The organism is uncultured Thioclava sp. (assembly GCF_913064665.1).
GTDB classification, from domain to species: domain Bacteria; phylum Pseudomonadota; class Alphaproteobacteria; order Rhodobacterales; family Rhodobacteraceae; genus Thioclava; species Thioclava arctica.
In genome coordinates, this window is the sequence record NZ_CAJYBT010000032.1 from 15,041 (window position 1) to 41,444 (window position 26,404).

Annotated in this window: 22 protein-coding genes and 1 pseudogene; 13 read left to right on the forward strand and 10 right to left on the reverse strand. The window is 60.7% G+C overall.

The features are described 5' to 3' along the window. Positions 1-46: 46 nt before the first annotated feature. The 3 genes from QZ571_RS13305 to ade form a co-directional block, all read right to left on the reverse strand. Positions 47-334: an HU family DNA-binding protein gene (locus QZ571_RS13305; protein ID WP_038130385.1), complete on the reverse strand. Its 288-nt coding sequence runs from the start codon at positions 332-334 to the stop codon at positions 47-49. 131 nt (positions 335-465) lie between these two features. Then, positions 466-1,941, reverse strand: a complete 1,476-nt coding sequence (locus QZ571_RS13310) for an AMP nucleosidase (protein WP_295535680.1) — start codon at positions 1,939-1,941, stop codon at positions 466-468. After that, entirely contained in the window at positions 1,938-3,740 is a 1,803-nt protein-coding gene (gene ade, locus QZ571_RS13315) for an adenine deaminase (RefSeq protein ID WP_295535682.1), read from the reverse strand. Before ade ends, QZ571_RS13310 begins: the two co-directional genes overlap by 4 nt. A 102-nt stretch (positions 3,741-3,842) precedes the next feature. Between ade and QZ571_RS13320 the strand changes: the two genes are divergently transcribed. Together QZ571_RS13320 and QZ571_RS13325 are read left to right on the forward strand one after the other, a co-directional pair. Further along, positions 3,843-4,697, forward strand: coding sequence for an SDR family oxidoreductase (locus QZ571_RS13320; RefSeq protein ID WP_295535684.1), 855 nt, complete (start codon positions 3,843-3,845; stop codon positions 4,695-4,697). A 104-nt stretch (positions 4,698-4,801) separates the two neighbouring features. Further along, the gene (locus QZ571_RS13325) at positions 4,802-5,398 is read left to right on the forward strand and encodes a glutathione S-transferase family protein (RefSeq protein ID WP_295535687.1); all 597 of its coding nucleotides are present in this window, start codon (positions 4,802-4,804) and stop codon (positions 5,396-5,398) included. Positions 5,399-5,443: 45 nt separating this feature from the next. On the opposite strand, the gene QZ571_RS13330 is transcribed toward QZ571_RS13325, so the two are convergent. From QZ571_RS13330 to QZ571_RS13350, 5 genes are all read right to left on the reverse strand, one after another. Next, positions 5,444-6,625 carry a TIGR03862 family flavoprotein gene (locus tag QZ571_RS13330; RefSeq protein WP_295535690.1) on the reverse strand — a complete coding sequence of 394 codons (1,182 nt, stop codon included), beginning with the start codon at positions 6,623-6,625 and terminating at the stop codon, positions 5,444-5,446. Next, complete coding sequence (holA, locus tag QZ571_RS13335; protein WP_295535693.1) at positions 6,622-7,644, reverse strand: DNA polymerase III subunit delta; 1,023 nt, start codon at positions 7,642-7,644, stop codon at positions 6,622-6,624. Before holA ends, QZ571_RS13330 begins: the two co-directional genes overlap by 4 nt. Then, complete coding sequence (gene lptE, locus QZ571_RS13340) at positions 7,641-8,135, reverse strand: LPS assembly lipoprotein LptE (RefSeq protein WP_295535695.1); 495 nt, start codon at positions 8,133-8,135, stop codon at positions 7,641-7,643. The genes holA and lptE overlap by 4 nt, the downstream gene beginning before the upstream one ends. After that, positions 8,122-10,680 (reverse strand): leucine--tRNA ligase, encoded by a 2,559-nt coding sequence (gene leuS, locus QZ571_RS13345; RefSeq protein WP_295535698.1) that lies wholly within the window; start codon positions 10,678-10,680, stop codon positions 8,122-8,124. Before leuS ends, lptE begins: the two co-directional genes overlap by 14 nt. Before the next feature lie 152 nt (positions 10,681-10,832). Further along, complete coding sequence (locus QZ571_RS13350; RefSeq protein ID WP_295535700.1) at positions 10,833-11,333, reverse strand: DUF3576 domain-containing protein; 501 nt, start codon at positions 11,331-11,333, stop codon at positions 10,833-10,835. Between the two features lie 287 nt (positions 11,334-11,620). On the opposite strand from QZ571_RS13350, the gene QZ571_RS13355 reads away from it, so the two are divergent. The 11 genes from QZ571_RS13355 to QZ571_RS13405 all read left to right on the forward strand — a co-directional run bounded on the left by QZ571_RS13355 (position 11,621) and on the right by QZ571_RS13405 (position 24,706). Continuing rightward, entirely contained in the window at positions 11,621-12,541 is a 921-nt protein-coding gene (locus tag QZ571_RS13355; protein WP_295535702.1) for a porin, read from the forward strand. A gap of 97 nt (positions 12,542-12,638) precedes the next feature. Then, on the forward strand, positions 12,639-13,292 hold the full coding sequence (locus QZ571_RS13360) for a YggS family pyridoxal phosphate-dependent enzyme (RefSeq protein ID WP_295535705.1): 654 nt from the start codon (positions 12,639-12,641) through the stop codon (positions 13,290-13,292). 675 nt (positions 13,293-13,967) lie between these two features. Then, a complete protein-coding gene (locus QZ571_RS13365) occupies positions 13,968-16,202 on the forward strand; it encodes an ATP-binding protein (protein WP_295535709.1) in 2,235 nt (744 codons plus the stop codon). Between the two features lie 981 nt (positions 16,203-17,183). Beyond that, positions 17,184-17,609, forward strand: coding sequence for a cupredoxin domain-containing protein (locus QZ571_RS13370; RefSeq protein WP_295535712.1), 426 nt, complete (start codon positions 17,184-17,186; stop codon positions 17,607-17,609). Next, positions 17,606-18,466, forward strand: coding sequence for an FTR1 family protein (locus QZ571_RS13375; protein ID WP_295535715.1), 861 nt, complete (start codon positions 17,606-17,608; stop codon positions 18,464-18,466). Before QZ571_RS13370 ends, QZ571_RS13375 begins: the two co-directional genes overlap by 4 nt. A 71-nt stretch (positions 18,467-18,537) precedes the next feature. Continuing rightward, positions 18,538-19,884: an imelysin family protein gene (locus QZ571_RS13380; protein ID WP_295535718.1), complete on the forward strand. Its 1,347-nt coding sequence runs from the start codon at positions 18,538-18,540 to the stop codon at positions 19,882-19,884. Positions 19,885-19,967: 83 nt separating this feature from the next. Continuing rightward, the gene (locus QZ571_RS13385; protein WP_295535721.1) at positions 19,968-21,329 is read left to right on the forward strand and encodes a di-heme oxidoredictase family protein; all 1,362 of its coding nucleotides are present in this window, start codon (positions 19,968-19,970) and stop codon (positions 21,327-21,329) included. After that, positions 21,326-22,318 (forward strand): imelysin family protein, encoded by a 993-nt coding sequence (locus QZ571_RS13390; RefSeq protein ID WP_295535724.1) that lies wholly within the window; start codon positions 21,326-21,328, stop codon positions 22,316-22,318. Before QZ571_RS13385 ends, QZ571_RS13390 begins: the two co-directional genes overlap by 4 nt. Positions 22,319-22,323: 5 nt before the next feature. Beyond that, positions 22,324-23,253, forward strand: coding sequence for a sterol desaturase family protein (locus tag QZ571_RS13395; RefSeq protein ID WP_295535726.1), 930 nt, complete (start codon positions 22,324-22,326; stop codon positions 23,251-23,253). A gap of 3 nt (positions 23,254-23,256) precedes the next feature. Further along, positions 23,257-24,438, forward strand: a complete 1,182-nt coding sequence (locus tag QZ571_RS13400) for a cytochrome c peroxidase (protein WP_295535729.1) — start codon at positions 23,257-23,259, stop codon at positions 24,436-24,438. A gap of 19 nt (positions 24,439-24,457) precedes the next feature. Further along, positions 24,458-24,706, forward strand: a complete 249-nt coding sequence (locus QZ571_RS13405; RefSeq protein ID WP_295535732.1) for a hypothetical protein — start codon at positions 24,458-24,460, stop codon at positions 24,704-24,706. Positions 24,707-24,714: 8 nt separating this feature from the next. Here QZ571_RS13405 and QZ571_RS13410 read toward each other — a convergent pair whose 3' ends face one another. Both QZ571_RS13410 and QZ571_RS13415 read right to left on the reverse strand, forming a co-directional pair. Next, on the reverse strand, positions 24,715-25,659 hold the full coding sequence (locus tag QZ571_RS13410) for a Tat pathway signal protein (RefSeq protein WP_295535734.1): 945 nt from the start codon (positions 25,657-25,659) through the stop codon (positions 24,715-24,717). A 612-nt stretch (positions 25,660-26,271) separates the two neighbouring features. Further along, a pseudogene (locus tag QZ571_RS13415) lies at positions 26,272-26,404 on the reverse strand (cytochrome c); the annotation flags it as partial.

Below are 26,404 nucleotides of genomic sequence, written 5' to 3' on the forward strand. Positions count from 1 at the left end.
GCTAGCGGCCCTGTCTGTCGTGTGTCCCTCGTTAAGCGAGAGGGGATCAGGCGTTGACGCTGTCTTTAAGCGCTTTGGCCACGGTAACCTTGACTTGCTTGTCGGCGGGCTTTTGCATCTGCTCACCGGTGGCGGGGTTGCGCACCATACGCTCGGGACGCTCGCGGCAGTAAACTTTGCCAATGCCCGGAAGGGTCACGGCGCCGCCTGCAGCGACCTCTTTGGTGATCACGTCGGTCATCGCGTCCAGCGCGGCCGAGGCGGTTTTCTTGTCGGCGTCCATTGCTTCGGCGAGTGCAGCCACAAGCTGTGTCTTGGTCATCGGTTTCGACATATTTAATCCTCTCTTCGCCCCGCTTGGCCGGGGTCAATTTCGTCCGCATCACGCGGTTGGTCGGCAATGTTCGACACGTTTTTATTGAGCAAGGCAAGACCTTTTCGCCTTATTTCATGGATTTTCCTGCGTCACAGGAAGGCTGTTTCCTCGAAACTGCGCAATTTCCGGCTGTGAATGCGCTCCAACGGCATTTCGCGCAGCTTCTCCATCGCGCGGATGCCGATCAACAGGTGGTTGGACACTTGCGAGCGATAAAACTCGGTCGCCATGCCCGGCAGCTTCAACTCGCCATGCAGCGGTTTGTCGGAAACACAGAGCAATGTGCCGTAGGGAACGCGAAAGCGAAATCCGTTTGCAGCGATCGTTGCGCTTTCCATATCCAGCGCGACGGCGCGTGACTGGCTAAGCCGATGCACCGGACCGGATTGATCACGCAGCTCCCAGTTGCGGTTGTCGATTGTAGCGACCGTGCCCGTGCGCATGATCCGTTTAAGCTCAAACCCGTCCAGATCGGTGACTTCGGCCACGGCCTCTTGCAGGGCAATCTGAATTTCGGCCAAGGCCGGGATCGGCACCCAGACCGGTAGGTCGTCATCGAGCACATGATCCTCGCGCAGATAGGCATGAGCCAGCACGAAATCGCCCAAGGATTGCGAGTTGCGCAGCCCCGCGCAATGCCCGACCATCAACCAGGCATGCGGGCGCAGAACGGCGATATGATCGGTCGCGGTTTTCGCGTTCGACGGACCAACCCCGATATTGACCAGCGTGATGCCTTGCCCATCCGGCCGCTTGAGGTGGTAGGTCGGCATTTGCGGCAGTTTCGCGAGGCCGGGAATTTGCTCTTGCGGATCAAAGATTTCCTGATTGCCGGGCGCGACAAAGCTGGAATAGCCCGAATGCGGATCCGCTAGCATCCGGCGCGCCACATCTTCGAATTCATCGACGTAGAATTGGTAGTTGGTGAACAGAACATGGTTTTGGAAATGCTCGGCGGCAGTTGCGGTGTAATGCGACAGACGCGCCAACGAATAATCCACGCGCTGGGCGGTGAACGGAGCCAGATGGCCTGACCCATCCGGGTTTGGCCCGGCGGTACCGTTGACAATATCGTCGTTCATCGAGGCCAGATCGGGCACGTCGAACACATCGCGCAGGCTGAAATCCAGCACGCCTTCTTGGGGCACGGTCACATCCGGATGCGCGGCGACGGCGAAATGCACCGGCATCGGCGTATCCGAGGGACCAACTTGCACCGGCACGCCGTGATTGCGCATCAGCAAGCCCAGTTGCTGCGTCAGATAATTGCGAAACAGATCGGGCCGCGTCAGCGTGGCCGTATAGGTTCCGGGCACTGGCACATGGCCAAAGCTCATCCGGTTGTCGCCCTTGATATGCGAGGGCACGGTGATGCGCACCTCGGGGTAAAAGGCGCGAAACCGTGCTGTTGCGCGTTTAGATTCCAACGTGTCGTTGAATTTCTCCAGCAAAAAACTGGTGGCCTGTTCATACAGTTCCTCAAGGCGCGCTACGGCGGCCTCGGCATCGGTGAAACGTTCCGGATCGCGCGCGTCCGGGGTCAGGGTCGTGAGAGGTTCGTTCATTTGAATAATTCCGTCAGTTCAAAGCGCGTCACGTCGACCAGCCCCAGATCCGAAATCCGAATTTCAGGAATGACGACAAGCGCGAGTAGCGAATGCTGCATGTAAGCGTTGTTCAGGGTACAGCCGCAGTCGGCCATTGCCTGCACCATTTTTCCGGCACGTTCGGCCACGGTCGCGGCGGGATCATCCGACATCAGCCCGGCGATAGGCAGCGGCACGGTGGCGATCTCGGCCCCGTCTTTCCAGACCGAAATGCCACCGCCCATCTCGCCCAAAGCATTGGCGCAGGCGGCCATCATCTCGCGGTCGGTGCCCACCACGATCATGTGGTGGCTGTCATGGGCAACGGTGGACCCCATCGCCATGCGACCCTTGTAGCCAAAGCCCGAGACAAACCCGTTGGTCACGCCGCCGGTGCCTTGGTGACGCTCGACGAGGGCGATCTGGGCAATGTCTTTGGCGGTATCGGGCTGGGCCAGACCGTCCGTCACATCCAGTTCCGCCGTGAGCGCCTTGGTTGGGGCCTGATTTTCAACGACCCCGATCACGCGGGCAGTGACCGTGTTGGCCCCTTCGGGCGCGGCGATTGCGAAGTCTTCTGCTGTCAGTGTCTTGCCCAGATGCACGGTATTGCGCGCGCTTTCGGGCCAGGCGAAGTGCGGGCATTCTACCAGCAATTTGCCGTCTTTTGCGACCGTGCGGCCACGCGCGATCACATGCTCGACTGGCAGAGTGGCCAGATCCGAGGTCAGGATCAGATCGGCGCGCCGACCCGGCGTGATGCTCCCCAACTCGCGCTCTAGCCCGAAATGGGTGGCGGTGTTGATCGTGCACATTTGCAGCGCGACCAGCGGTTCGGCCCCGCAGGTCACGGCATGGCGAAACACCCGGTTCATATGCCCGTCATGCACCAGCGTGCCGGAATGGCAATCATCGGTGCACAGAATGAAATTGCGCGGATCGAGGCCCTTTTCGGTGACCGCGGTAATCTGCGTTTCCACGTCATACCAAGCCGAGCCCAGCCGCATCATCGAGCGCATCCCCTGACGCACCCGCGCAATCGCGTCGGCCTCGCAGGTGCCTTCGTGATCATCCGCCGGACCACCCGCCACATAGGCGCGAAACGAGGCCCCCAGATCGGGCGAGGCATAGTGCCCGCCCACCGTCTTGCCCGAATTCTGCGTCGCCGCAATCTCGGCCAGCATCTTGGGATCGCCCGCAACCACGCCGGGAAAATTCATCATTTCACCGAGGCCCACGATGCCCGGCCATTGCATCGCCGCCGACACATCCTCGGGGGTGATTTCAAAGCCGGTCGTCTCAAGCCCCGGTGCCGAGGGCGCGCAGGACGGCATCTGGGTGAAGATGTTGACGGGCTGCATCAGCGCCTCGTCATGCATCATCTTGACGCCCTCAAGGCCCAGCACATTGGCGATCTCATGGGGGTCGGTGAACATGCTTGTCGTGCCATGCGGGATCACAGCGGCGGCAAATTCCGCCGGTGTCAGCATGCCAGATTCAATATGCATATGCGCATCGCACAGGCCCGGCACCATGTAGCGCCCCTCGGCCTCGATGACCTCGGTGTCGGGGCCGATTGCAGAAGACAGATCGGGCGCAATGGCGGCAAAGCGCCCCTCAGCCACGGCAATATCGTAGCCCTCAAGCACCTCACGCGAATGCACATTCACCCATTTGCCACCCTTGATCACAAGGTCGGCAGGCTCACGCCCGGCGGCAACGGCAATCAAGCGCGCAGCAGCCTCGGGCCAGGATTTGATTTTGTTGCTAAGTTCCATGTCCCAGCCTGTCATTGACCGCGCGAAGGTTCAAGAGACGTTGTGATGCGTTCACGCAGGCTCTACCTAGGTCAGATGACAGTTCGGCAAAGGGGGGCGGAAATGCCCACGCTTCTTTCCATCGGACACGGCTATAGTGCCCAAGCGCTGGCACCGCTGTTGTTGGCGCGCGGTTGGCGGGTGATCGGTACAACGCGCTCGGTAGACAAGGCGGAACGCCTGCGCGCGCAGGGCGTGGAGCCGGTGATCTGGGAAGGCGGCGATCTACCGCTTGAGGGGGTCAGCCATGTGCTGAGTTCCGTGGCCCCCGGTCCCGAGGGCGACCCGGTGCTGGCGGCTGCGGGTGCGCAACTCGCGCAGGCCGCGCCGCAGCTTGACTGGGTCGGCTATCTCTCGACCATTGGTGTATACGGCGATCACGCGGGCGGCTGGGTGGATGAGGCTACGCCGCTGACCCCCGCCACCAAACGCGGGCAGGCGCGTGTCGAGGCCGAGGCTGCGTGGGGCGCGCTTGGAGCCGCCCATCGCCTGCCGCTGCATATCTTTCGCCTTGCCGGGATTTACGGCCCCGGTCGCGGGCCATTTGAAAAGCTGCGCCAGGGGAGCGCGCGTCGGATCATCAAGCCGGGGCAGGTCTTCTCGCGCATCCATGTCGCGGATATCGCGCAAGTGCTTTTGGCGTCGATCGACCGGCCCGATCCGGGGGGAGTTTATAACGTCTGCGACGATGATCCGGCCCCACCGCAAGACGTGATCAGCTACGCTGCGGAATTGCTGGGCTTGCCTCAGCCGCCCGCCGTCGATTTTGACACGGCAGACTTGTCGCCGATGGCGCGCAGTTTCTATGCCGAAAGCAAGCGGGTGCGAAACGACAAGATCAAGCGCGATCTCGGCGTTGCACTGCGCTATCGCGACTATCGCGCGGGGCTGCGTGCGCTGCTGGAACAAGAGGGCTGAGTCCTTTTCCCGCCTGTGCATTATCACAATCGCGCGGATGGCTTGCACCTTCGTCTCAGCCGTGTCCCAATATGGCCAATGATGGGGGTGCAATAGGGGGCGGCATGTATACGGTGATCGGCACGGTGGGCTCGCGCACGTTGCGCGTTTTATGGACGCTCGAAGAGTTGGGGCTGGACTATGAACATGTGCGCGCTGAGCCGCGTTCAAGCGATGTGGTGGCCTTCAATCCGGCGGGCAAGGTGCCAGTGCTGGTGGTGGATGGCACGCCAATTACCGATTCCACGGCGATTATCACCTATCTGGCGGATGCGCATGGCAAGCTGACACATAAAGCGGGCTCACTGGAGCGGGCGCGGCAAGACAGCCTGACGCAATTTTTGCTTGATGAGTTTGACGCCAGTCTCTGGACCGCTGCGCGCCACAGTTTCGTGCTTCCTGAAGAGCTGCGGCTGTCTGGCATCAAGAACAGCCTGCGTTGGGAATTTGAACGCTCGCAGCACACCCTGATGCATCGGATGGGCGAGGGCGATTTCGTGATGGGAGACGAGATGACGGTGCCTGATATCATTCTGGCGCATTGTCTGGATTGGGCGTTGCTGTCGAAATTTCCGATCACCGAGCATCGCTTGAGCGCGTATCACGCCCGGATGCGTGCACGTCCCGCCTATCAGCGCGCTGTGGCGAAACGCGACGGCTAAAGGGGCGCTGCCCCTCTGGCCTGCGGCCATTCACCCCGGGATATTTCAATCAGGGGAAGACATAAGGCGGCGCGCCGCGGCGCGTCCTGCGTGGCGTCCGGAGGCCAGGCACGCGGTGAGCAGATAGCCTCCGGTCGGGGCCTCCCAATCCAGCATTTCGCCAGCGACAAAGATGCCGGGCAAAGCGGTGAGTTCAAGATCATCGCTGAGGCTGTCCCACGCGATGCCGCCAGCGCTGGAGATCGCCTCGGATAGCGGGCGTGGCGGGCCAAGCGGCACGGGCAGCGATTTGAGCGTAGCGGCCAATCTCTGGGGATCGGTTGGCAATGGGCGGCCCCATTCCATCGCGAGCGCCAGTTTGACCGGGTCAAGTTTGGCCCCGCGGCGCAGGCGGTTTGACAGGCTTTGTTTGGGCGAGATTGAGCCGAGCCGCTGGGAGAGGGTGTCGATGTCGATATCTGGCGCGAGGTCGAGATGCAGCGGCGCGCCCGCGCGCAATTGCGCTGCGATCTGATAGATGCCGCCACCTTCGATGCCGCGTTTGGACAGGACAAATTCGCCGCGAGAGCGGCCAGTCGGTATGATCAAGGCAGCGCCTTTGACGGGCTGGCCGAGATGGGCGTGCATATGGTCGGACCAGTTGATCTGAAAGCCCATATTGGCGGGTTGGAAGGGCGTGATCGCAACCCCTTTGCCCGCCAGCCACGCCACCCAAGCCGCATCCGACCCAAGGCGCGGCCAACTGGCCCCGCCAAGCGCCAGCACCGTGATATCGGGGTGTAAGGTCTTGCGGCCCTCAGGCGTGTCAAAGACGAGCGCCGCGCCATCAAACCCTTGCCAGCGCCAACGCGTAAGGATCGAAACGCCAAGCCCGGTGAGCCGCGCAATCCAAGCGCGCAGTAATGGCGAGGCCTTCATGCCGCTTGGAAAGACGCGCCCAGTCGAACCGGTGAACAGATCGATCCCGAGATCGCGCGCAAATTCCTGCACCTGATCGGGCCCGAAGGGGCGGGTGATTGCAGCGATTTGCGGGTGTGAATAGTGCGACAGAAATGTTTCGAGCGGCTCCTGTTTGGTCAGGTTCAACCCCGATTTTCCCGCCATCAGGAATTTGCGCGCAAGGGTGGGTTTTGCCTCGACCAGCGTTACATCGGCGCCTGTGCGCGCCAATTCCTCGGCCGCCATCATGCCCGCCGGGCCGCCGCCAATGACCAGTGCCGTTTTCATCGCCGCGCCAGCATTGCCAGCCGCATCAGCGTGCGTTCGATCACCGCCATTTGCGGCGCCCGCGACGCCGAGCGCAGGGTCAGATCGGCCTCGACCAGATCCTTGAGCGCGGTTTCCAGTTTGAACATGCCCCAGCTCTGCGCCTGACGCTGCATCTTGTCGCGGCGTGGCCCAAAGATGGGCGGGCGGATGCGCGCAATTCCCGAACCGGGCCCGGCCGGGTCCGAGGCTGCCGCATGCAGCGCGCGAAAATGGCGCAGCGCCATGATCGTCAGCAGCACCGGCTGCACACCCTGACTCTCGAGTCGCTGCATCACCGGGCCAAGTTCGGGCGCGCGCCCGTCAGCCACGATTTCGAGCACATCATCGACGCCTGCCTCGACCGAAGAAGGCGCACAGGCGGCGACATCGGCGGGACTCAGCGCGGCTTCGTCGCCATATTTATACAGCGAAATCTTCTCTACCGTCTGGCGGAAATCACCGGGATCGAGCGCGCGCGACAAAGCCAGCAGATCGGTCATCGCCTCGGCGCTGATATCGCGCAGCCCCGCGCGGCGCAGGATATCCTCGATCTCTTCGCGCGAGGGCGGGTCGTCGTAAATGCCGACCGCATAGGCGCTGGAATGGCCCTCAAACGCCTTGCGCAGCTTCGATTTTGCGGTCAGCGATCCGGCGGTGACGACGATGCGCGCATCGCCATCGCGCCATTCCGACAGCGCCGTCGTGATCGCGTCGGTCACGGTTTCGGTGGCATCTTCGAGAAAGGCGACGCGCAGGCCGGGGAAGAACCCGACCTCTTTGATCGCATCCAACAGCAGTGAGGGAGATTTGCGCAGATCAGCCCCCGCAATGCGCGTCAGGCGCATTTCTTCTTCGCCTTGCGGACCGATCAGGGCGGCGATCACCTCTTGGCGACGCAGGGCCACGCGCATTGCATCCCCGCCATAGATCAGCAGGCCGGTGCGGTCGGGGTCGGGCTTGGCGAAATAGCGCGCTGCGGCAGCCCCGGCCAGTTTCATTGCGGCAGGCTCGACGCTTGCGCCAGCAACCGCGTCACGATCTGATCGCCGAGAATGCGCATCAGGCGGCGATGGGCGTCTTGCTCGGCGGATTGCGTGGCAACAATGGTGCCAGTTGTCGACCATGAGGTAAAGGAATTCACTCGTCCCGTCAGCAACACCGCATCGCTGGCTGCATCGCGCAGCGTGTAATCGACCGTGCCGGTGAGTTGATAGCGCGTGGTGGCGTTATCGGGTGATATCCCCTGGCCCGCAGCAGTGGTCTCGATCCTATAGCCAAGGCGATAGCGCGCCGGATTGGCTGGGCCGAGGCGTGCTTGCAGATGTGTCACCAGTTCAAACGCATCCGGACTGTCGGGCGCATCCGGAGACACGCCGTTCAGCAGCTTGGCCGCGCCACCTTGGGGGCCATAGGCCGGGGTGAAGCCGCACGCGCTCAACCCCAGCGCGCCGCCGGTGAGCAAGAAGGTTCTTCGGTTAGATGACCACATTGACGATGCGCCCCGGCACGACGATGAGTTTCTTGGGCTGACCTCCTGCCAGCGCCTTGACGACATGTTCGTCGGCCAGCGCCAGCTTTTCAACCTCTTCCTTTGGCATGTCCACCGGCACGGTCAGTTCCGAGCGCCGCTTGCCATTGACCTGAATGGGCAGCGTGACGCTGTCTTCGACCAGCAGCGCAGGATCGGCCACTGGCCAGCGCGCGCCACTCACGAATCCCTCGCCGCCCAGCATTTGCCAGATATCCTCGGCCAGATGGGGCACCATAGGTGCCATCAACTGCGCCATCAGCTTCATTGCGGCCTGCTTGGTTTCGGCTCCGGCTTTCGACTTGGACAGGGTGTTGGTCAGCGCGTAAAGCGACGCCACCGCCTTGTTGAAGGTGAATCCTTCGATCGAGCGGGTGATCTCGTCCACCGTTTTGTTGGCGGCTTTCATCAGCGCCAGATCCTCGGCCGTATCGGCAGGCGCGTCCGAGGTGGCGATCTCATCGGCGATTCGATGCAGGCGGTTGAGGAATTTCGACGTGGCCTCAGCCCCGGCTGCCGTCCATTCCACGTCGCGTTCTGGCGGACTGTCTGACATCACGAAGAATCGCGCGGTATCTGCGCCGAACGCGGCGATGATATTCATCGGATCGACGACGTTCTTCTTGGATTTCGACATTTTCGCTGAGGGGATGATCTCAACGGTCTCGCCGGTGGCCTTCAGCTTGCCGTCCTCGACCTCTTCGGGGAGGTGATAGACCGGGCGGTTCTTGGCGTCGCGCGTCTGATAGATCTCATGCGTGACCATGCCCTGCGTGAACAGCGCGTTGAACGGCTCGATAGCTTGCGCGGGCAGATGCCCTGTTTTCGCCATCGCGCGGGCGAAAAAGCGCGAATAGAGCAGGTGCAGGATCGCATGCTCGATGCCGCCGATATATTGATCGACATTCATCCAATAGGCGGCCTCAGTCAGATCGGTCGGCGTGGCGGCATGGGGCGAGGTGAAGCGCGCGTAGTACCACGACGAATCGACGAAGGTATCCATCGTGTCAGTTTCGCGTTGCGCAGGCGCGCCGCATTTCGGGCAGGCGCAGTCACGCCAGCTCGGATGACGATCCAGCGGGTTGCCGGGAATCGAGAAATCGATCGGCGCGCCGTCCTGATCGTAAGGCAGTTCGACGGGCAGGTTCTCTTTCTTCTCGGGCACGACGCCGCACGCCGCACAATGCACGACCGGGATCGGGCAGCCCCAATAGCGCTGGCGCGACAGGCCCCAATCGCGCAGGCGGAACTTGGTCACGCCCTGACCGATGCCGTTTTCCTCACAGAATGCGATGGCGCTGGCCACACCGTCTTCGCCGGTCTGCACCTCATCGCCCGCGAAGCCCGCGATGTAGCGGACCTTCTCGGATTTCAGCGGCACGAATTCGGCAGCCGGGTAGTCGCCCTCAAGCGGCTCGAACACCGGCACTATGGGCAATTCGTATTTCGTCGCGAATTCAAAATCGCGCGCATCATGGGCCGGGCAGCCGAAAATCGCGCCGGTGCCGTAATCCATCAGGATGAAATTCGCGATCCAGACGGGCAGCTCGACCTCGGTATTAAGCGGGTGACGCACGCGAATGCCAGTGTCCATCCCCAGCTTTTCAGCGGTTTCGATCGCCTCTTCGGTGGTGCCACCAGCCCGGCATTTCGCGACAAACGCCGCGATTTCGGGATTGTGGCGTTCCAGGTGCTTGGCGAGCGGGTGATCGGGTGAGATCGCAGCGAAACTTGCGCCCAACAGCGTATCGGGGCGTGTGGTGTAGACCTCGAGCGATTCGAACCCGTCGGGCGCACCCTTGGTCGAGAACGCGAATTGCAGACCGCGCGATTTGCCGATCCAGTTGGCCTGCATCAGGCGCACCTTTTCGGGCCAATCCTTGAGCCCGTCCAGCGCATCCAGCAATTCTTCGGAGTAATCCGAAATCTTGAAGAACCACTGCGTCAGTTCGCGCCGCTCGACCGCCGCGCCGGACCGCCAGCCCTTGCCGTCGATCACCTGCTCATTGGCCAGCACGGTCATGTCGACCGGGTCCCAGTTCACCACCGCATTCTTGCGATAGACCAGACCCGCAGCGAGCATGTCGATGAACATCGCCTGTTGCTGGCCGTAATAGTCCGGGTCACAGGTCGCAAATTCGCGCGTCCAGTCCAACGAGAAGCCGAGCGGGCGCATCTGGTCCTTCATGTCGGCGATATTGGAATAGGTCCAGTCCTTGGGGTGGCCGCCGCGCTCCATCGCGGCGTTTTCAGCGGGCATCCCGAAGGCATCCCAGCCCATCGGATGCAGCACCGAAAATCCCTGCGCCATCTTATAGCGTGCGACCACATCGCCCATCGTGTAATTGCGCACATGGCCCATATGGATGCGCCCCGAGGGGTAGGGGAACATCTCGAGCACGTAGTATTTCGGACGGGCCGGATCGTGACGCGCGGCGAATAGCTGCGCTGCGTCCCAGGCTTTTTGCCATTTGGCTTCGCTTTGGCTTGGTTCGTAGCGCGACATATCTAGGCCCTCATCGGTCATATTCTGCGCAGGCTTGCTACACCGCGCGCGGGGGCAAGGTCCAGTCACCGCTGACATGCGCGCATAAATAACCCCGCCAGAGACAGGCTCGGGCGGGGCGGAAAATGCGTGCGGGTGGTTAGGGGCCCCGGTTACAGCTTCGAATCACGAATCCGCAGTTGGCGGGCGCGCGTCAGGATCGCGTCTTCGACCGCGCGTTGCGTATCAGCCGAAACCGGACCGCTGCGCGTGCGCAGCGACACTTTCAACGAACGCGCATCCAGCGCCGGATCGGTCACATAAACAGTCGCCTTATACGCGCGACCGCCGCCCGGAGGCGTGCCATATCCCGTCACGATCACGCCCGAGAACGGATCGACCTCTTGGATGGGCAGGAAATCAAGCACGTCCAGCGACGCCTGCCAAAGGTATTTGTTTACCTCGACGGTGATGTTCGGGTCGCCGCCGCCATTAAAGAGGTCCCAAATCTTGGTCTGCTTGCGCGCGTTGGCCTCGTTCGTGGGCTGTTTCGCCTTTGCGGCGTCTTCCGGGCTTGCCGAAAAAAGCTTGCCACTAGAGGTGCCGCCGCAAGCGGAGAGTGCGAGGCTAAGGCCAAGAGCTGCGGTGATGTGCAAAAGACGTCTGCTGATCATGAGGCGCTGTTCCTGTCGGCTCGCTAGAGTTTCTTGTTTCGTCTCTAGCCTATGGCCCTCAGAGCGACAAGGATTTTCCGGGTCCTACACGTCTTGTCGTCAAACAAGGCCATGCAGAGCGCGAAAATGACTGTGACAAGTCTGCACCATCCTGCGGGGCTTTGCTCTGGGGGCTGCGCTTTGAGTTGCATTGCATGGCGCTTGGAGAGAGAACAGCGTCATACCCAATTCGGACTTCCCCGGAGTTGGGGGTTACCTTTAGTTTTAAAAGAAGATGAGGGAAAACGATGAAAAAGGTTCTCTTCGCGACAACCGCTCTTGTGCTGTCGGCTGGCTTTGCTTCCGCTGATGTGACTCTGTCGGGCTATGGTCGCTTCGGCCTGCAGTACAACGACTCCGCTGCTGCTGGCGTGTCGGAAACCACCGTTGAAAGCCGTATGCGCTTGAACATCGACGCTTCGAAAGAAACCGATGGTGGCGTGACCTTCGGTGGCCGCGTTCGCGTGCAGTACGACAACGGTTCCACTGCGTCCAGCCTGAACGCTGCGATGATGTATGCTTCGTTTGGTGGTTTCCGTATGGAAGTCGGCAACGCCAACCAGGCGATGGACTCGGCTCCGCTGGTTTATGCTTCGGAACTCGGCTTGGTTTCCTCGTCGTTCGGCGACATCCAGTCCGGCTTCTACGCCTACACCACCGGTCCTTACGCTGCAGCTGAAACCAACCGTATGGGTGTGTCGGCTTCCTATTCGATGGGTGCCTTCAGCGGCATGCTGTCGTACATCAATCCCGACCAGACCGCTTCGTCGCTGCCCGCTGGTACTAAAGCAGAAGCTTCGCTGTACCTCGCATATGCTTCGGGCCCGCTCACCGTTGCTGCGGCTGGTACCTGGAACGCTGCTGGTATTGACGGCAATGACATCGCCTTCATCGGCGCTGCTTACCAAGTCAACGACGCAGTCAACGTCGGCCTGAACTACACGGACGAAGTTGTTGGCGAAACCATCGTTGGCTACGGTAGCTACAAAATGGGTGCAACCACCCTGCGCGGCTACATTGCTAACAACAGCGACCCGGCAAACGCAACCGACACCGCTTACGGTATCGGCGCTGACTACGACCTCGGCGGCGCGACCCTGCTTGGTGGCATCCAAAAAGGTTACGCGAAAGAAACCGTTGCTGACTTCGGTGTGAAATTCGCATTCTAATCCTTACGGATAGAACGAATGGAAGAGCGGGCCTTGTGCCCGCTCTTTTCTTTTGTGCGCCAAGCGTGTTTTCTGCACGCAAACAAGGAGGCGCAATATGGCATTGGCCGAGATCAAGGACCGCATCGCAACCGCCGAGACCCGCGCCGGGCGTGCGCCCGGATCGGTGCAGTTGATTGCCGTGTCCAAAGTGCAGCCACCCGAGCGGGTTGAAGCGGTGCTGCGCGAGGGCCATCGCCTGTTTGGCGAGAATTACGTTCAGGAAGCGCAGGGCAAATGGCCCGATTGGCGCGCTGAATTTCCCGGCTGCGCGGTGCATATGATCGGCCCGTTGCAAACAAACAAAGCGAAAATCGCCGTTGAGCTATTCGAGGCGATCCACACGCTCGATCGGCCCTCGCTGGCGAAAAAGCTGGCCGGGCTGGCGCAGACGCGCGGGGCCTCGCCCGATCTGTTCGTGCAGGTCAATACCGGAAGCGAGCCGCAAAAGGCCGGCGTGCTGCCCGATGATCTGGATCGATTCGTGATAGATGCGCAGGCTTTGGATTTGCCGGTGAAAGGGCTGATGTGTATTCCGCCCGAGGGTGAAGACTCCGCCCCCCATTTCGCGATGTTGGCTGGGATGGCCGCGCGCAACGGGCTGGAACAGCTTTCGATGGGAATGAGTTCCGACTTTGAGGCCGCGATTGCGGCGGGGGCGACCCATGTGCGGGTTGGCTCGGCTATTTTTGGCGCGCGGGATTATTCCTAGGCTTTGTCGCGGGCGGTGAGTTCTGGCGTCAGCAGCGAGTGGCGAAGCCGATGAAAGACCCGTGCCTAGATCCTCGGCTTGCGGATCGAATTGTGGTTGCTGCAGACGCCACGCCCATTGCCGCAGGTGACAGAGGGCGCACCACAGGTGGCGCAGACCAGTAGGCCAGAAAGCAGGTTTCGACGACGATGGCATCGATCCGGCGATTGGGCACGGCTTTCAGGCACTGCCGGATGCCGTGCCCGAAAGCCCGGGCTATGTCCGCGTCTAAGTCGGACGCTGTGCGGGCGTAGATGGTGACGCTTTGGGGGAAGCTGATTGTTGGATTCCTTTGCGGGTGGTGATGTGGGGGTCGCCATGACGGCCTCTTGCGAAAGCCCCGATGGATTAGGCGACGCGCATTGACGAACGGCCGAGCAAAGTGGTGGTGAAATGTCGCATAGGCGTGTTATTGCCGAGTTCGAAGCAGGTGGCTTGCCACAATTTCTGTTTCGGCATATTGAGCGCAACCCCTCTGGGTTGAAATTCCAGCGCCGTGCTTTGAAATACAGGTCTTCTGGCATTTCGTTCTTGAAACAATTGCTGTTGAAACTGGCCCAGGTTGGCCCGTGAAATTTCAGGGCCAATTATAACTCCATGTTTTCATTGTCTATCCGCCAGAAGATTGCCCTCGTCATGACCCTCGTTGTGTCGATCGCCACCGCCGGCATGGCATTCACCTTCATTTACCAGTCCAAAGAACTGTCGCTGGACGCGGCCAAGCGTGAGATTGGCGGGCAAACCCGTCTACTCGCTTCGCGATTCAAGAATCGCTATACACAACTTAGCGGCGATCTTTTCGTGCTGGCCGCCTCGGCGTCGGTCAAGGCGGCCGAGCGGCAGATGGAAGCCGACCTTGCGGCTGGGCAGGCCGGGTCGCTGTACCCCTCCACCGCCACCGGGCTGCAGGATTCGTTCCGGGCGATCATGTCGGTTCAGCCCGAATACACCCAGCTACGCCTTATCACCGTCGCGGATCAGGGGCGCGAACTGCTTCGTATGAACCGCGTAAACGGCACATTGAAGGTCGTGAAACAGGGGGCGCTGCAGCAAAAGGGTGGCGAGGCCTATTTCAAGAAGGCGGTGGCGATGTATAGCCACCATGGCGCGGGCGCGGAACACAGCGATCACCACATCACGTTTTCCGACATCACGCTGAACCGCGAGAATGGCGTGGTGACCGAACCTAAAACCGCAATGTTGCGCGCGATCTGGCCGCTCTATTCGACGCGGCACGCTCTGTTGGGCTTTCTGGTCGCCAATATCGACTATGAGAAGCTTCTGGTGGGCACGTTTCGTGAATCCAAGCCGGGTTACGATGCCTTTGTCATCAACCGGGCCGGGGACTATCTCGAATATTCCGGAGACGGCTCTCTGATTGGGCTGCAACTGAGTGGCGGCAATTCCGCCCCGGTGCCAAAGCTGGTGGCGGATGCCCTGTCCAACACCAGCTCGGAACTGGCGATTGATGACGGAAATAACATTTCCTATCTGGTCCGGGTCAATGTGAACGATCTTGACGCCGAGAACTTCATCACCATCGGTCTGAAAGCCTCGCGCAAGGTGGTGTTGGCGGGCGTGTCCAGTCTTGGCAAGTTCGGAATGATTCTTGGCGGCGCCTTCGTATTGCTGGCAATTCTGGCGGCGACGGCATTGGCGAATATCGTGACGAAGCCACTGCGCGAACTGACGCAAAGCGTGAAGGATGCCCGCACTACCGAAACGCCGGTAAAGTTGCCGTCCCACAGGAAGGACGAGATCGGCGTTCTGGCGAATGCGTTCCTCGATCTGTCGACGAAGCTCAGCGACAATGAAGAGATGATGCGCTCGACCATCGACAGCATTGGCGAAGGCATCATCGTGATCGATGCTCAGGGCACGATCGTCAGCGTGAACCCGGCCTGCAAAAAGATTTTCGGCTATGGCCCCGGCCAACTTAGCGGCAGGAATGTCAGCGTCTTGATGCCAAAGAGCCATGGCGTCCAGCACACGGCCTATCTTGAGCGCTACACCACTGCCGGCACAAAGAAGATTGCCTGGGCAGGGCGGCAAGAGGTTGGCCTGCGCCGCGACGGCTCGACCTTTCCGCTGGAGCTGACGGTGAATGAACTGATCACCAAGGACCGGTTGCTGTTTGTCGGTATCGTCCGGGACATCACCGCGCGCGAGGCTGCAGACAAGGCCAAGGCCGAATTCACCTCGACCGTCAGCCACGAATTGCGCACGCCGCTGACCTCCGTTCTGGGCGCGCTGGGGCTTGTCCTCAGTGGCAAGATCGAAAAGGTGCCACCAAAGACCCAGCGCATGCTGGAAATCGCGAATGAAAATGGCACCCGGCTGATCCGTCTGATCGAGGATTTGCTGGATATGGAGCGGATCGCCTCGGGGAAGCTTCGGATGGAGAAGCATGCAGTCGATCTGAACGAACTGGCGAAATCGGCTGTAGAGCAGAACGTGAATTACGGGGCGAAGAACAACATCGCCTTTGAATTTGTGGGGTCTGGCGATCCGGTCATCGTGGATGGCGATGACGAGCGGCTGATGCAGGTTGTCACCAACCTTTTGACCAATGCGTCCAAATTCTCGCCGCGGGGCGAAACCGTGCAGGTCGATGTGCGTGCCAACGCAGAAACCCGCACCGCGCGGCTGTCGGTCGAAGACCGCGGCCCCGGCATTGTCGATGACGTACGCGATAAGGTTTTCAAGAAATTCACCCAGATCGATTCGTCGGACCAGCGGTCGCATGGCGGCGTCGGTCTCGGGCTGGCGATTTCCAAGGAGATCGTCGAGCTTCACGGCGGGACAATCAATTTCTCGTCGCAAGTTGGTCGCGGGACTACGTTCTATTTCGATTTGCCCCTCGTTGAATGATGTGAAGTAGCGCCGCTGATTTCTGTCGGTGAAAGGTTCATTCCCCTTTGGCGCTTCTTGTGTTGAGCGCTAGCACCTGCGCGCGTCCGCTCGCTGACGCTTCAAGCCTACCGACCTTGCCCCCGGTGCCACGCGATCTCGCGCGGCAGCTGCTGCATCATATCGAATGCATTCCGAACGACGTTGAGACCATCGGCAACGATTTCCTTGATCTGGGTTGAGAAGAATGGCGGGGCCGTGCCCAGCCCCTGCCGGGCTTATTCCGTTGGCGGGCCAAACGGCGCGCTGGCGGGTTTGCCGGGCCTCGTTCACGCCGGTTACGGCGCTTTTCGGCGTAATGCTTTGTCGCCATGTCGTCCGCGGCGAAGGTCCGGGCCCGGACGGTGTTCCGCCGCTCTCGCTCGTCGCCACCAAGCGGGTCGGGGCGACAACCGTAACCCCAAGAATGAAGGAAATATCGCCGATGAGCGATGATATCACCTTCGCCCCCCTCAGAACGCAGCATCCTCAAGCATGCGCTCGACGTTGGCGGTAAACGCATGAAGAAGCGCATCGGCGCGACAAGGCTCTGCGCGATACAATCGTGGCAACCATCGCCGCGCTCAATAGCGATCCGCTGCGTCTCGCCGTTGATGACGCCGCGATCGAGAAGCGGAAGCCGTATTTCCTGGCACAGCGCTGGAGGCCGTCGGGAGGGGCCAGCAGCAGAGCCAAGGGTCTAATCTGGCATCACGGGTAAGGTCGCGACGGGGGTATCGGACCCAATCTCGCCTTTTGCTTTGTCTCTAGTCATCATCTTGGAAACGAAACATTTTCTGCCGTGCGGCGTTTTTGGAACCTCTGGCGTGTCTCAAATCTGGCGCTGAATTTCAGCCCCGAAAGACTTCAAGGATTGACTCCCTAAGTCGCCCTCAATAAAGACGACTTAAATGCTCAGGAATTGAGTGATTACGTTTTCTGATCGACAAAGAGGCCTTCGCAATGTCCCGCCCACTGAAGATGAAGATGCCAAAGAAAGCCTTTCTGTGCGTTGTCCTGACCTGTCTCGCACCACTCTGGCTAAGTGCGGCACACGCGCAAGAAACCGCGACCGAGGCTGCGGGATTTAGTGAACCTGTAGATCCGGGCGCATCGGTGCCTACCTACAAGATCGAGTTGAAGGACGGCGCGTTGCTACCCGAGACGCTGGTGGTGCCCGCCAAGACCCGTTTCAAGCTGCATGTGACGAATATCGGCACAAAACCCAGCGAGTTCGAGAGCAACCAGATGCGCCTTGAAGAGGTGTTGTTCATGGGGATGGACGTGACGATGACCGTCACCCCGCTCGATTCCGGCGAATATGACTATTTCGATGAGTTTCAGCCCGGCGTGATGGGCAAGCTGATCGCAAAGGAGGTCGCGCAATGATGGGTCAGGTGATCTTCATCGTGGCGCGCGAAAGCGTCGAGGCGCTGTTGGTGATCGGTATTCTGTGGGCATGGATGGCACATCGCGCCGATGCGCGCGCGGGCAAGACATGGCTTTTGGGCGGGATCGTCGCGGGTTTCGCGTTGGCGACGATGCTGGCACTGGCGCTGGTGGGGGTCACGACGTTCCTTGGCGCTGCGGCGCGCAGCTGGTTCGAAATCGCTATGCTCAGCATGGCGGCGGTGCTGATTGTTCAGATGGTGCTCTGGATGCGCAAGCACGGCCGCACTCTTAAGCGTGAGATGGAGGGCGAATTGGATCGCCATGTCGCCACATCCAACTGGTGGGGCGTGTTCGCGTTGGCGATGATCGCAATCGGGCGCGAAGGTTCGGAAACCGTGGTCTTCCTTTATGGCTCTTTCCTGCAACTGCAAAGCTTGGCCAATTTCCTTAGTTTCTTCGGCTCGGCTGTTGCTGGTCTGGGGATTGCGCTGGGGCTGTTCTGGGCCTTGCAGGTTGGTGCGCGCTTCGTTTCTTGGAAATGGTTCTTCCGCGTGACCGAATGGATGCTGCTGTTTCTGGGCTCGGCGCTGTTCCTGACTGCGATGGGAAAACTTCTCTCAAAACACCTTTCCGCCTTTGATCTTCCCGGCTGGGTCTATGCCACCGTCTGGGACACGTCGGGTGTTCTCTCGGACAGCTCGATGTTTGGAAGTCTTCTGGCGACGCTCGCGGCCTATCGCTCGCAACCCATCGTCTGGGACATCCTTATGCTTGCGCTCTACTGGGGCACGCTGGCGGTGCTGTTTGGCTGGCAAAAGCGTCGCTTTGCCGCCACGCGGATCGCACCCGCCTGATTTTTCACCACGATGCGGCAAGCCCTCGCCAGCCGCGACCAAAGCAAACCGAAAACAAGGGACTAGTGACCATGAAAACCAATCGGATCGCCTTGATCGCAACCTGCTTTGCCCTCGGGATGCCTGCTTTCGCGCCGACGCGTGTGCTGGCCGAAGTAAGCAAAAAGCAAGAAATGGACGCGCTCGCGACTTATGCCACCATCGCCCATGACAGCTATTCGGACGCGCTGGCGGATGCCACGGCGTTGAAGGCAGCGATTGACGCCTTCGCCGCGACCCCAACCGAGGAGACGTTTAAGGCCGCCAAGCAGGCTTGGCTGCAATCGCGCGAGAGCTATGGCCCGACCGAGGTGTTTCGCCTCTCCAACGGGCCAATCGATGCCGAGACCGGCTGGGTTGCCGAGAAATACGGCACGCTTGAAGGTCAAATCAACGCCTGGCCGCTTGATGAGAACATGATCGACTACACGACCGATGCCGATGGCCACAAAACCTCGGGCAATATCATCGACACGGCAGGTGCCTTCACCCCGGGCGGCGAAGCGCCCGAGGAAGTCGATGTGACCACGATCACCCCCGACGCGTTGACCGCGCTCAATGAAAATGGCGGCGATGCCAATGTCGCGACCGGCTATCACGCGATTGAATTTCTGCTTTGGGGGCAGGATCAGGATTACGCCAACATGATCGAGGACAAGATCACCCATGGCGCGATGGTCGCAGGGCAGCGTCCGCTGAGCGATTTCACCACCGATGCACATGCCGCACGCCGCTTGGCCTATCTGCAATCGGCCGCAGACAAGCTGGTCTTTGATCTGACCACCGTTGCGGGGGCTTGGGACGACACGGTGGATGGCGACAAGGGACTGTATCGCGCGGCGTTGCTGGGCAAGCTGGCGGGCGATCAGGCGGCGATGAATATCCCGACGCAGGACGCGCTCAAGCAGATCCTGACCGCTATTGGCGTGTTCTCGAAATCGGAACTGGCCAATGAACGGATCGCGGTGGCGGTGCTTACGCCCTCGGAGGAAGACGAGCAATCATGCTTTTCCGACAATACCCATCGCGATATCGCGCTGAATTATGAGGGCATCCACAATGTTCTGCTGGGCACGTATCGGGGTAAAGATGTCGGCATGGGCTTTGCCGATGCACTGCCCAAGAAGGAGCGCGCCACGCTCGACAGCCTGATGGCTGATATCTCTCAGCGGATCGGCACGGTGAATGAGACCGCCAAGACCTCAATGCATTTCGATTATCAGATCCACCCCGAGAACGAAGACAGCGTGCAAAATATCGTCACGCTGAAGAACAAACTGCGCAAGCTTGGGGATGAGATGGTGCAGATCGCGCCGCAATACGGCCTGTTGCTGACCACCGACAACGTGACCGACCCGGAAGAGACGCAAGTCAACTGACCGGGCCGAGACTGATGAATGAAGGGGCACGGCCGGCTTGGCCCGGGCGTGCCTGCACCGATTGAGAATTGCGGGACACAATGATGCGCAAGGAGATCATCGCGGGAACGCTTGCGCTGTCGTTGATGGCGGCAACGAGCATTGCTGCGACCGCTTTGCCTGATTGGACCGCCGATGCGGCGGGTCTCGCCCCCTTTGCCCAAGCCATGCGCGCGCGCGACGATGCCATGCTCGACCAGCGGATGCTTGGGCGGTCGTTCTTTTCCATTCCTTGGGTCGCAGCACCCGCGGCCACCACCGCACGCGACGGGCTGGGACCGTTCTTCAACGCCAATACCTGTGCGAGTTGCCACGAAGACAATGGCTCCGCGCCGACGATCGACGCCGATGGCAAGCCGCTGCGTGCGCTGCTATTCAAGCTCGCCCGTCCGGGCGCGCATAACGCGCGGATGGCGACGGATACTCCCGAAAGCCCCGATCATGCCCGCATGCTCGACCCGCATTACGGCGGCCAAATCGCGATCAACGCGACCGGCCATGCAACCCCCGAAGCGCGCCCGCGGCTGGAAACGCACAAGATCGCGTATCGCTATCACGATGGCGCCGAAGTCACCCTTGAACGCTTCACGCCGAAGCTCGACAATCTGGCCTATGGGCCGCTGGCGGAGGACACGGTGATTTTCACCCGCCAGCCGCCCGCGCTGGCCGGGCTGGGGCTGATCGGGGCGGTGCCCGACGCGGAAATTCTGGCGTGGGAAGACCCCGAGGATCGCGACGGCAACGGGATCAGCGGACGCGCCAACCGGATGGCGGATGGCGCAATCGGGCGCTATGGCTGGAAGGCCGCCGAGCCCACGCTCATCGCCCAGATTGCCAATGCCGCCGCCGTCGATATGGGACTGACCAATTCGCGCTACCCGGTGGAGCTGTGCCAGCCCGGTCAGACCGCCTGCATTGAGGCCCCGCGCGGACGCCCCTCGCCGCAAGGGCTGCTTGATCTGCCCGATACGCGGCTTGCGGCGATCGAAACCTATCTCGAAGGGTTCAAGGCGCCGCAACCCGTCATGCTCGATGCTCAGGCCGTGCGTGGGGCGGATCTCTTCGCCGCCATCGGCTGTACCGCCTGTCACCGACCTGCGCTGAGCACCGCCGATGGCCGCGAGATCCGCCCGATGAGCGACTATCTTTTGCATGACATGGGTGCGGATTTGGCCGATGGCGTGCGCGAACACGAGGCAGGTCCGTCGGAGTTTCGCACCGCACCGCTTTGGGGCCTTGGCGCACGCCTGCGCGCAGGTCATCGTTTCCTGCATGATGCGCGCGCCCGCACGCCGGAAGAGGCGATCTTGTGGCATGGCGGTGAGGCCGCAAAGGCCCGAAAGACATTTATTTCCCTCGATCCGGCCGCGCGGGCCGCGATCCTCAGCTATCTGGAGACACTATGACCCGGCTTGCAGTCCTATCCGTCCTGTTTGCGGCGCTCATACCGCTGGCTGGTGCCGCCCAAGATACGCAGGCCGCCTATGAGGCGATCTATGACGACATTCTTTTGGCCGATTCCGAGGCCACGGTGCAAAGCTGCCACGCGATGGTGGGGACGCTTGAAACCGTCAGTACCCAGCAGGCGCGCGAAGACGCGTTCACCGCGCTTGCGATTGGCTGGGGGCGGGTCCAGGCGACCTATATCCTCGGCGGCTACGACATGGACGCAATGGATTATCCGCTGCTGATCGACATGTTTCATAACGGCAAGGAGGATCTCCACGCGAGCCTCGAACGTGCGATCAAAAGCGATTCCAGCCCGCAAAAGGCGCTTTACAAAAACGCCTATCGCTCGATTACCGCGCTTGACGACATCCTGTTCTCGGGTCCTTGGTCGCAGCGCCGTCAGGCCCTCGCGCAGGAGATTTCCGGATCGCTCTGCAAGCGGTTCGAGACTGTGCATCAGGGCTACCTCGATCACCGCGACGATTTTCTGGCCAATCCCAATGAGGCGCTTGGCCTGCTGATGAATGCCCAGATTCAAAGTCTCTACAAGACCCGCGACTGGCGCATTTCCGAAGTGGCGGGGCTGACCAAAAAGACGCTTGGCCAGATGCATCCCGAAAACCGCCAATACCGCTGGGGCAAGGCGTCTTGGCCCGTGATCGACGCGATTCTTGACACGCATTGGCGGCTTCTGGCGACCGAAACCGCACCCAACCTCTCGAGCATTGCCGAGGCGCGCGACGCAGGAGCCGGTCTCGCCTCGGTTCAGGACATGCTTGGCGAGGCGATCGAAGCCTACAAGGCCGTGCCCGAGGATAAGGCATTCGCACCGCGCGAGGCCGTGCCGATCATCAACGCGCTGCAACGCGCGCAGAACGCCTATTACAACTCGCTGGCGCTTCTGGTCGGCGTGACGCTTGGGCTCGTGGATGCTGACGGGGATTGAGCGCGATGACCACGGCTTTCACAACCCTGCACAGCCTGCCAAAGCCTTTTGACGGGCTTTTTGACGGGGCCGAGCGGATCTTCTGGCTCTATCTTCTCGCCAGCGCGGCGATTGCGCTGGTGCTGATGCTGGCGGCGGGAAACTGGCCGACGCGCGCGCGGCTGCGGGCCTATTGGCTCAGCTCGGATTCGCGCCTTGATGCGCTGTATTTCCTCGTGGCTTGGGGATTGCGCACGGCGCTGATCGTGCCACTGGTGCTTTCGGTGCAGACAGTGGCGGTCTGGGTGCTGCACGGGTTGAACGCGTTTTACGATCCACCCTTTCTTGCGTGGCGCTACCGGTCCATCGTGCTGGCCTACACGCTCGCGCTGTTCTTGCTGTCTGATCTGTCGCGCTACTGGCTGCACCGGCTGATGCATCGTTCGCGCTGGCTTTGGCCGTTTCACCGGGTCCATCACGCGGCGGAGGTGCTGACACCGCTGTTGGTCTATCGCATCCACCCGCTTGAAAGCCTGCTCTTTGCGCTGCGTCATGCGGTGGTGGCGGGGGGCGTTACGGGGGTGTTCATCTTTCTCTTTGGCGCGCGGCTCGACCTTTACACGATCTTTGGCGAAAACCTGTTTATCGTGGCGCTGTTTGCCTTCACCGCGAACCTGCGCCACAGTCATGTGCGACTAAGCTACGGGCGCTGGCTGGACCATATTCTCGTGTCGCCCGCGCAGCACCAAATCCACCATGACCGCCGCCACCTGAACAGCAATTTCGGCTCCTGCCTCGCGCTTTGGGACTGGGTCTTCGGCACGCTCAAACTGCCTGCGCAAATTCAGGGCGCTCCCGATTTCGGGATCGGCCAGCGCGGGGCGCGCTACTCCAGCGTGGCGGCGCTGCTGATGGAACCGTTCCGCGATCTCGGCCAAATGATGCGGAGGCGCTGAGCCATGACGACCCGCCTTTCACTGATGATCGTGGCGACCCTCGCCGGACTGGTTGTACTGGCCGCGCCGCCGCCCGCCCTGACCGAAGGCCCGCCTTTGACCGAGGCAGACCTGGGCGAGCAACTGTTCTTCGATCCCAATTTCTCGATCAATCGCACCATGGCCTGCGCCACCTGCCACGATCCCGACCGCGCCTTCACCGACGGGCGCCAGACCCCGGCGACGGGCATGGTTTCGCTGGGCGATGACGGCCACGCCTTGGGCGTGCGCAACGCGCCGATGGTGACCTATGCGCTGACCGCGCCGCCGTTTCATTTTGACGAGACGCTGAAGGAATATGTGGGCGGGCAGTTCCTTGACGGGCGCGCCACGACCCTGGCCAATCAGGCCGTCGCCCCGACGTTGAACCCGGTCGAGATGATGATGCCCGACGCGGCATCTGTTGAGGCGCGGATCAAGGAAAACCCCGATTACGTCGCCGATTTCAAGCGGCTCTTCGGCGCGGATATCTTTGAGCGCCCCAGCGATGCCGCCCCCGACACGCCAGCCGCCTTCACGGCGTTTGGCCGCGCCATCGAGGCATACGAACGCACCGCGCAATTCGCGCCCTTTGACAGCAAATACGACCGCTTCCTGCGCGGCGACTACGATCTGACCGTGCTGGAAGACCTCGGGCGCACGCTGTTCTTTTCGAACAATAACGTGAATTGCGCGAACTGCCACAGGCTCAAGCGCGAGGATGCGCCGTTTGAGCCTTTCACCAATCACCAGTATCGCAATATCGGCGTACCGCGGAACCCCGCCCTGCTGGCGCTTGGCCAAGTCTCGCCCGATTACATCGATCACGGGCTGCTGGAAAATCCGCAGGTGAGCGATCCGGCAATGGATGGCAAGTTTCGAACGCCAAGCCTGCGCAATGTCGCGGTGACCGGGCCCTACATGCATAACGGCGTGTTTTCCGACCTGCGGACGGTGATTGAGTTCTACGACAAATTCAACAACCCCGACCGCAAGCTGAACCCTGAGACGGGCAAGCCTTGGGCCGATCCCGAAATGCCCGGCACGGTGGACCTCGAAGAGCTGCGCGCCAAAGCCTTGAGCGACCGCAAGATCGATGCGCTGGTGGCCTTCCTCGAAACCCTGACCGACAAACGCTATGAGCCCCTGCTAAACAACCAGAACTAGGGGCTGCTGACGGATATCGGTGGCGACAAAGAAACAGACGATTTCGGCGACCTTCGTCAAGCCATCAGCCAATATGAATCGCGTGATCGCACCCGAACGGAAATCTGGTCGCACCACTTTCGTCGGTCGGCAGTTGCATGGAATTGGACGCTGCACTTCGGTGCGCTCTGATCCGGTGAACGGCGGCAATGGGGCGGTCGCGTTGATTACGACCGAGAGTGCCAGCAAGGCTACGCCGCGCCGCCGCATGTCGGCTTGGAGTCCTTAGCGCTCAAATCAGATCATGAGGTCAGCAACCGGGCGCCTTAGCGACATGGGTAAAGCAGGCGCGCGCCCGAAACGCACCACCAGGTCCGGACGCGCATCTGTCATTCCCAACCAACGCGAGAATTCTGAACGGACACCCGCCACTTCGATGGGTTGATTAATATGCGCGTTGCGAATGCCAAGCGCCGTAGATTGGAGCGCAAATCTCTGAAAGCTGCGTCCGACCTTGACCCAATGCTCAGGATCCTCGGCGTCCCCAACGAAAACCGCAACGCCAGCGGAAGAGCGGATCTGGGTCCGATACTTGTCATTCTCGCTGTCCTTTTGAAAAAACATGCCAAACATCGGGTTTGCGATCCACGCTGGCACGACCGGATTGCCGGTGCACGCGGCAAACAGCCCGTCCTGCGTCTCAAGCGCTTGTTTCGGTGTCATCCTGATCCAATTGCGCAACTCGGCCACAAAGGCAGGATCGTCCATCTGTGCGCTGTTGGCTTCGACAACGAGGTCAAGAATTGCGTCGCGATCAGAGGCTTCGGTGAAGATCAGAACCGATACACCCTCTTGTTGGGCCGCAGCTTTCAATTGCTTGATCTCAGACGCGGAAATCGGTTGTCCATCATATTCGGACCGCGTCGATTGGCGCAATGGGATGGCCTGCTGAAGCGCCACGTCGCGCACGGGACCATTGCCAAGTGAAATGTCGATTCTCGTCTGTGGACCGTCTTCGAACGAAAGCTCAGTGGATCTGCCTGTTGAGTTTGCCGCGATCAATAGATTTTCCGCAGCGCATCCTAAGCTAACGTAGAGATGGTGGTCATCGGGATCAACGACCTGCGTCCGCCGCGAAAGATCGGGCAAGATCGACACCGTCGCCCCGTCCAGACGGAATTTCCATGGCTGGGTGTTGTGTCCGTTGGCTGCAAGCGTTGCGAAACGCGCCAGTTCAACCAAATCCGGGTCCGCTGATAAGGGGCGACGTTGACGGTCAACCTCTTCGTTGTAACCGCCGAGACGAGGCCAGAGACCATATCCACATGCTCCGATAGCAGCGACCGACAACCCGGAGACAACCAAAGCTCGACGTGAGATCATATCGAATGCCCAATTGTTTGACGCATGCATTCGATAATTAAACGTTTTGTGGCGACCATTCCTTGATTTGCGTCAATAGCCCCACGGAAAACATGAAAGAAGGCAAGTAGAGTGTCTGCTTTGTCCGCAGCAGACATCGCTGCATCGCGTAGCTAAGGACCGCCATTGAGCCCACGAGCTGATCAAAGCCGCCTTGATCGACGGGGTGCTGCGAAAGAAACTATTGGTCGATCAAGGGACCGAAGCCTTTCCCGTCCCACCAGCGGATTTTGGGAGGCCCTGCACAGCGAAGCCAATCGCAGCGCCACCGAGATAACGCACGGTGTTCCCCGCAAGAAAATGGGCGGGGCTCCCCCCGCCCATATCCGAGAGTGGAGTAGCGTTTTACACGCGGAACCGGTCGTTCCCGTCCATAGATTGGCAAGCCTAGGCACAACCAATCTTGCGGTTCTGACAGTTTAACTGTCCCATTCAATGCCCGTCGCGGGCGGCCTGCACCGCTTGCATTCGGTCTGGCCAAGTTGAGCGGATGAAGCCGAGAATATCGAGGATCTCGCCATCATTGAGGGTTCCGGCGAAACCGGGCATGCCGCTGGCGAAATCC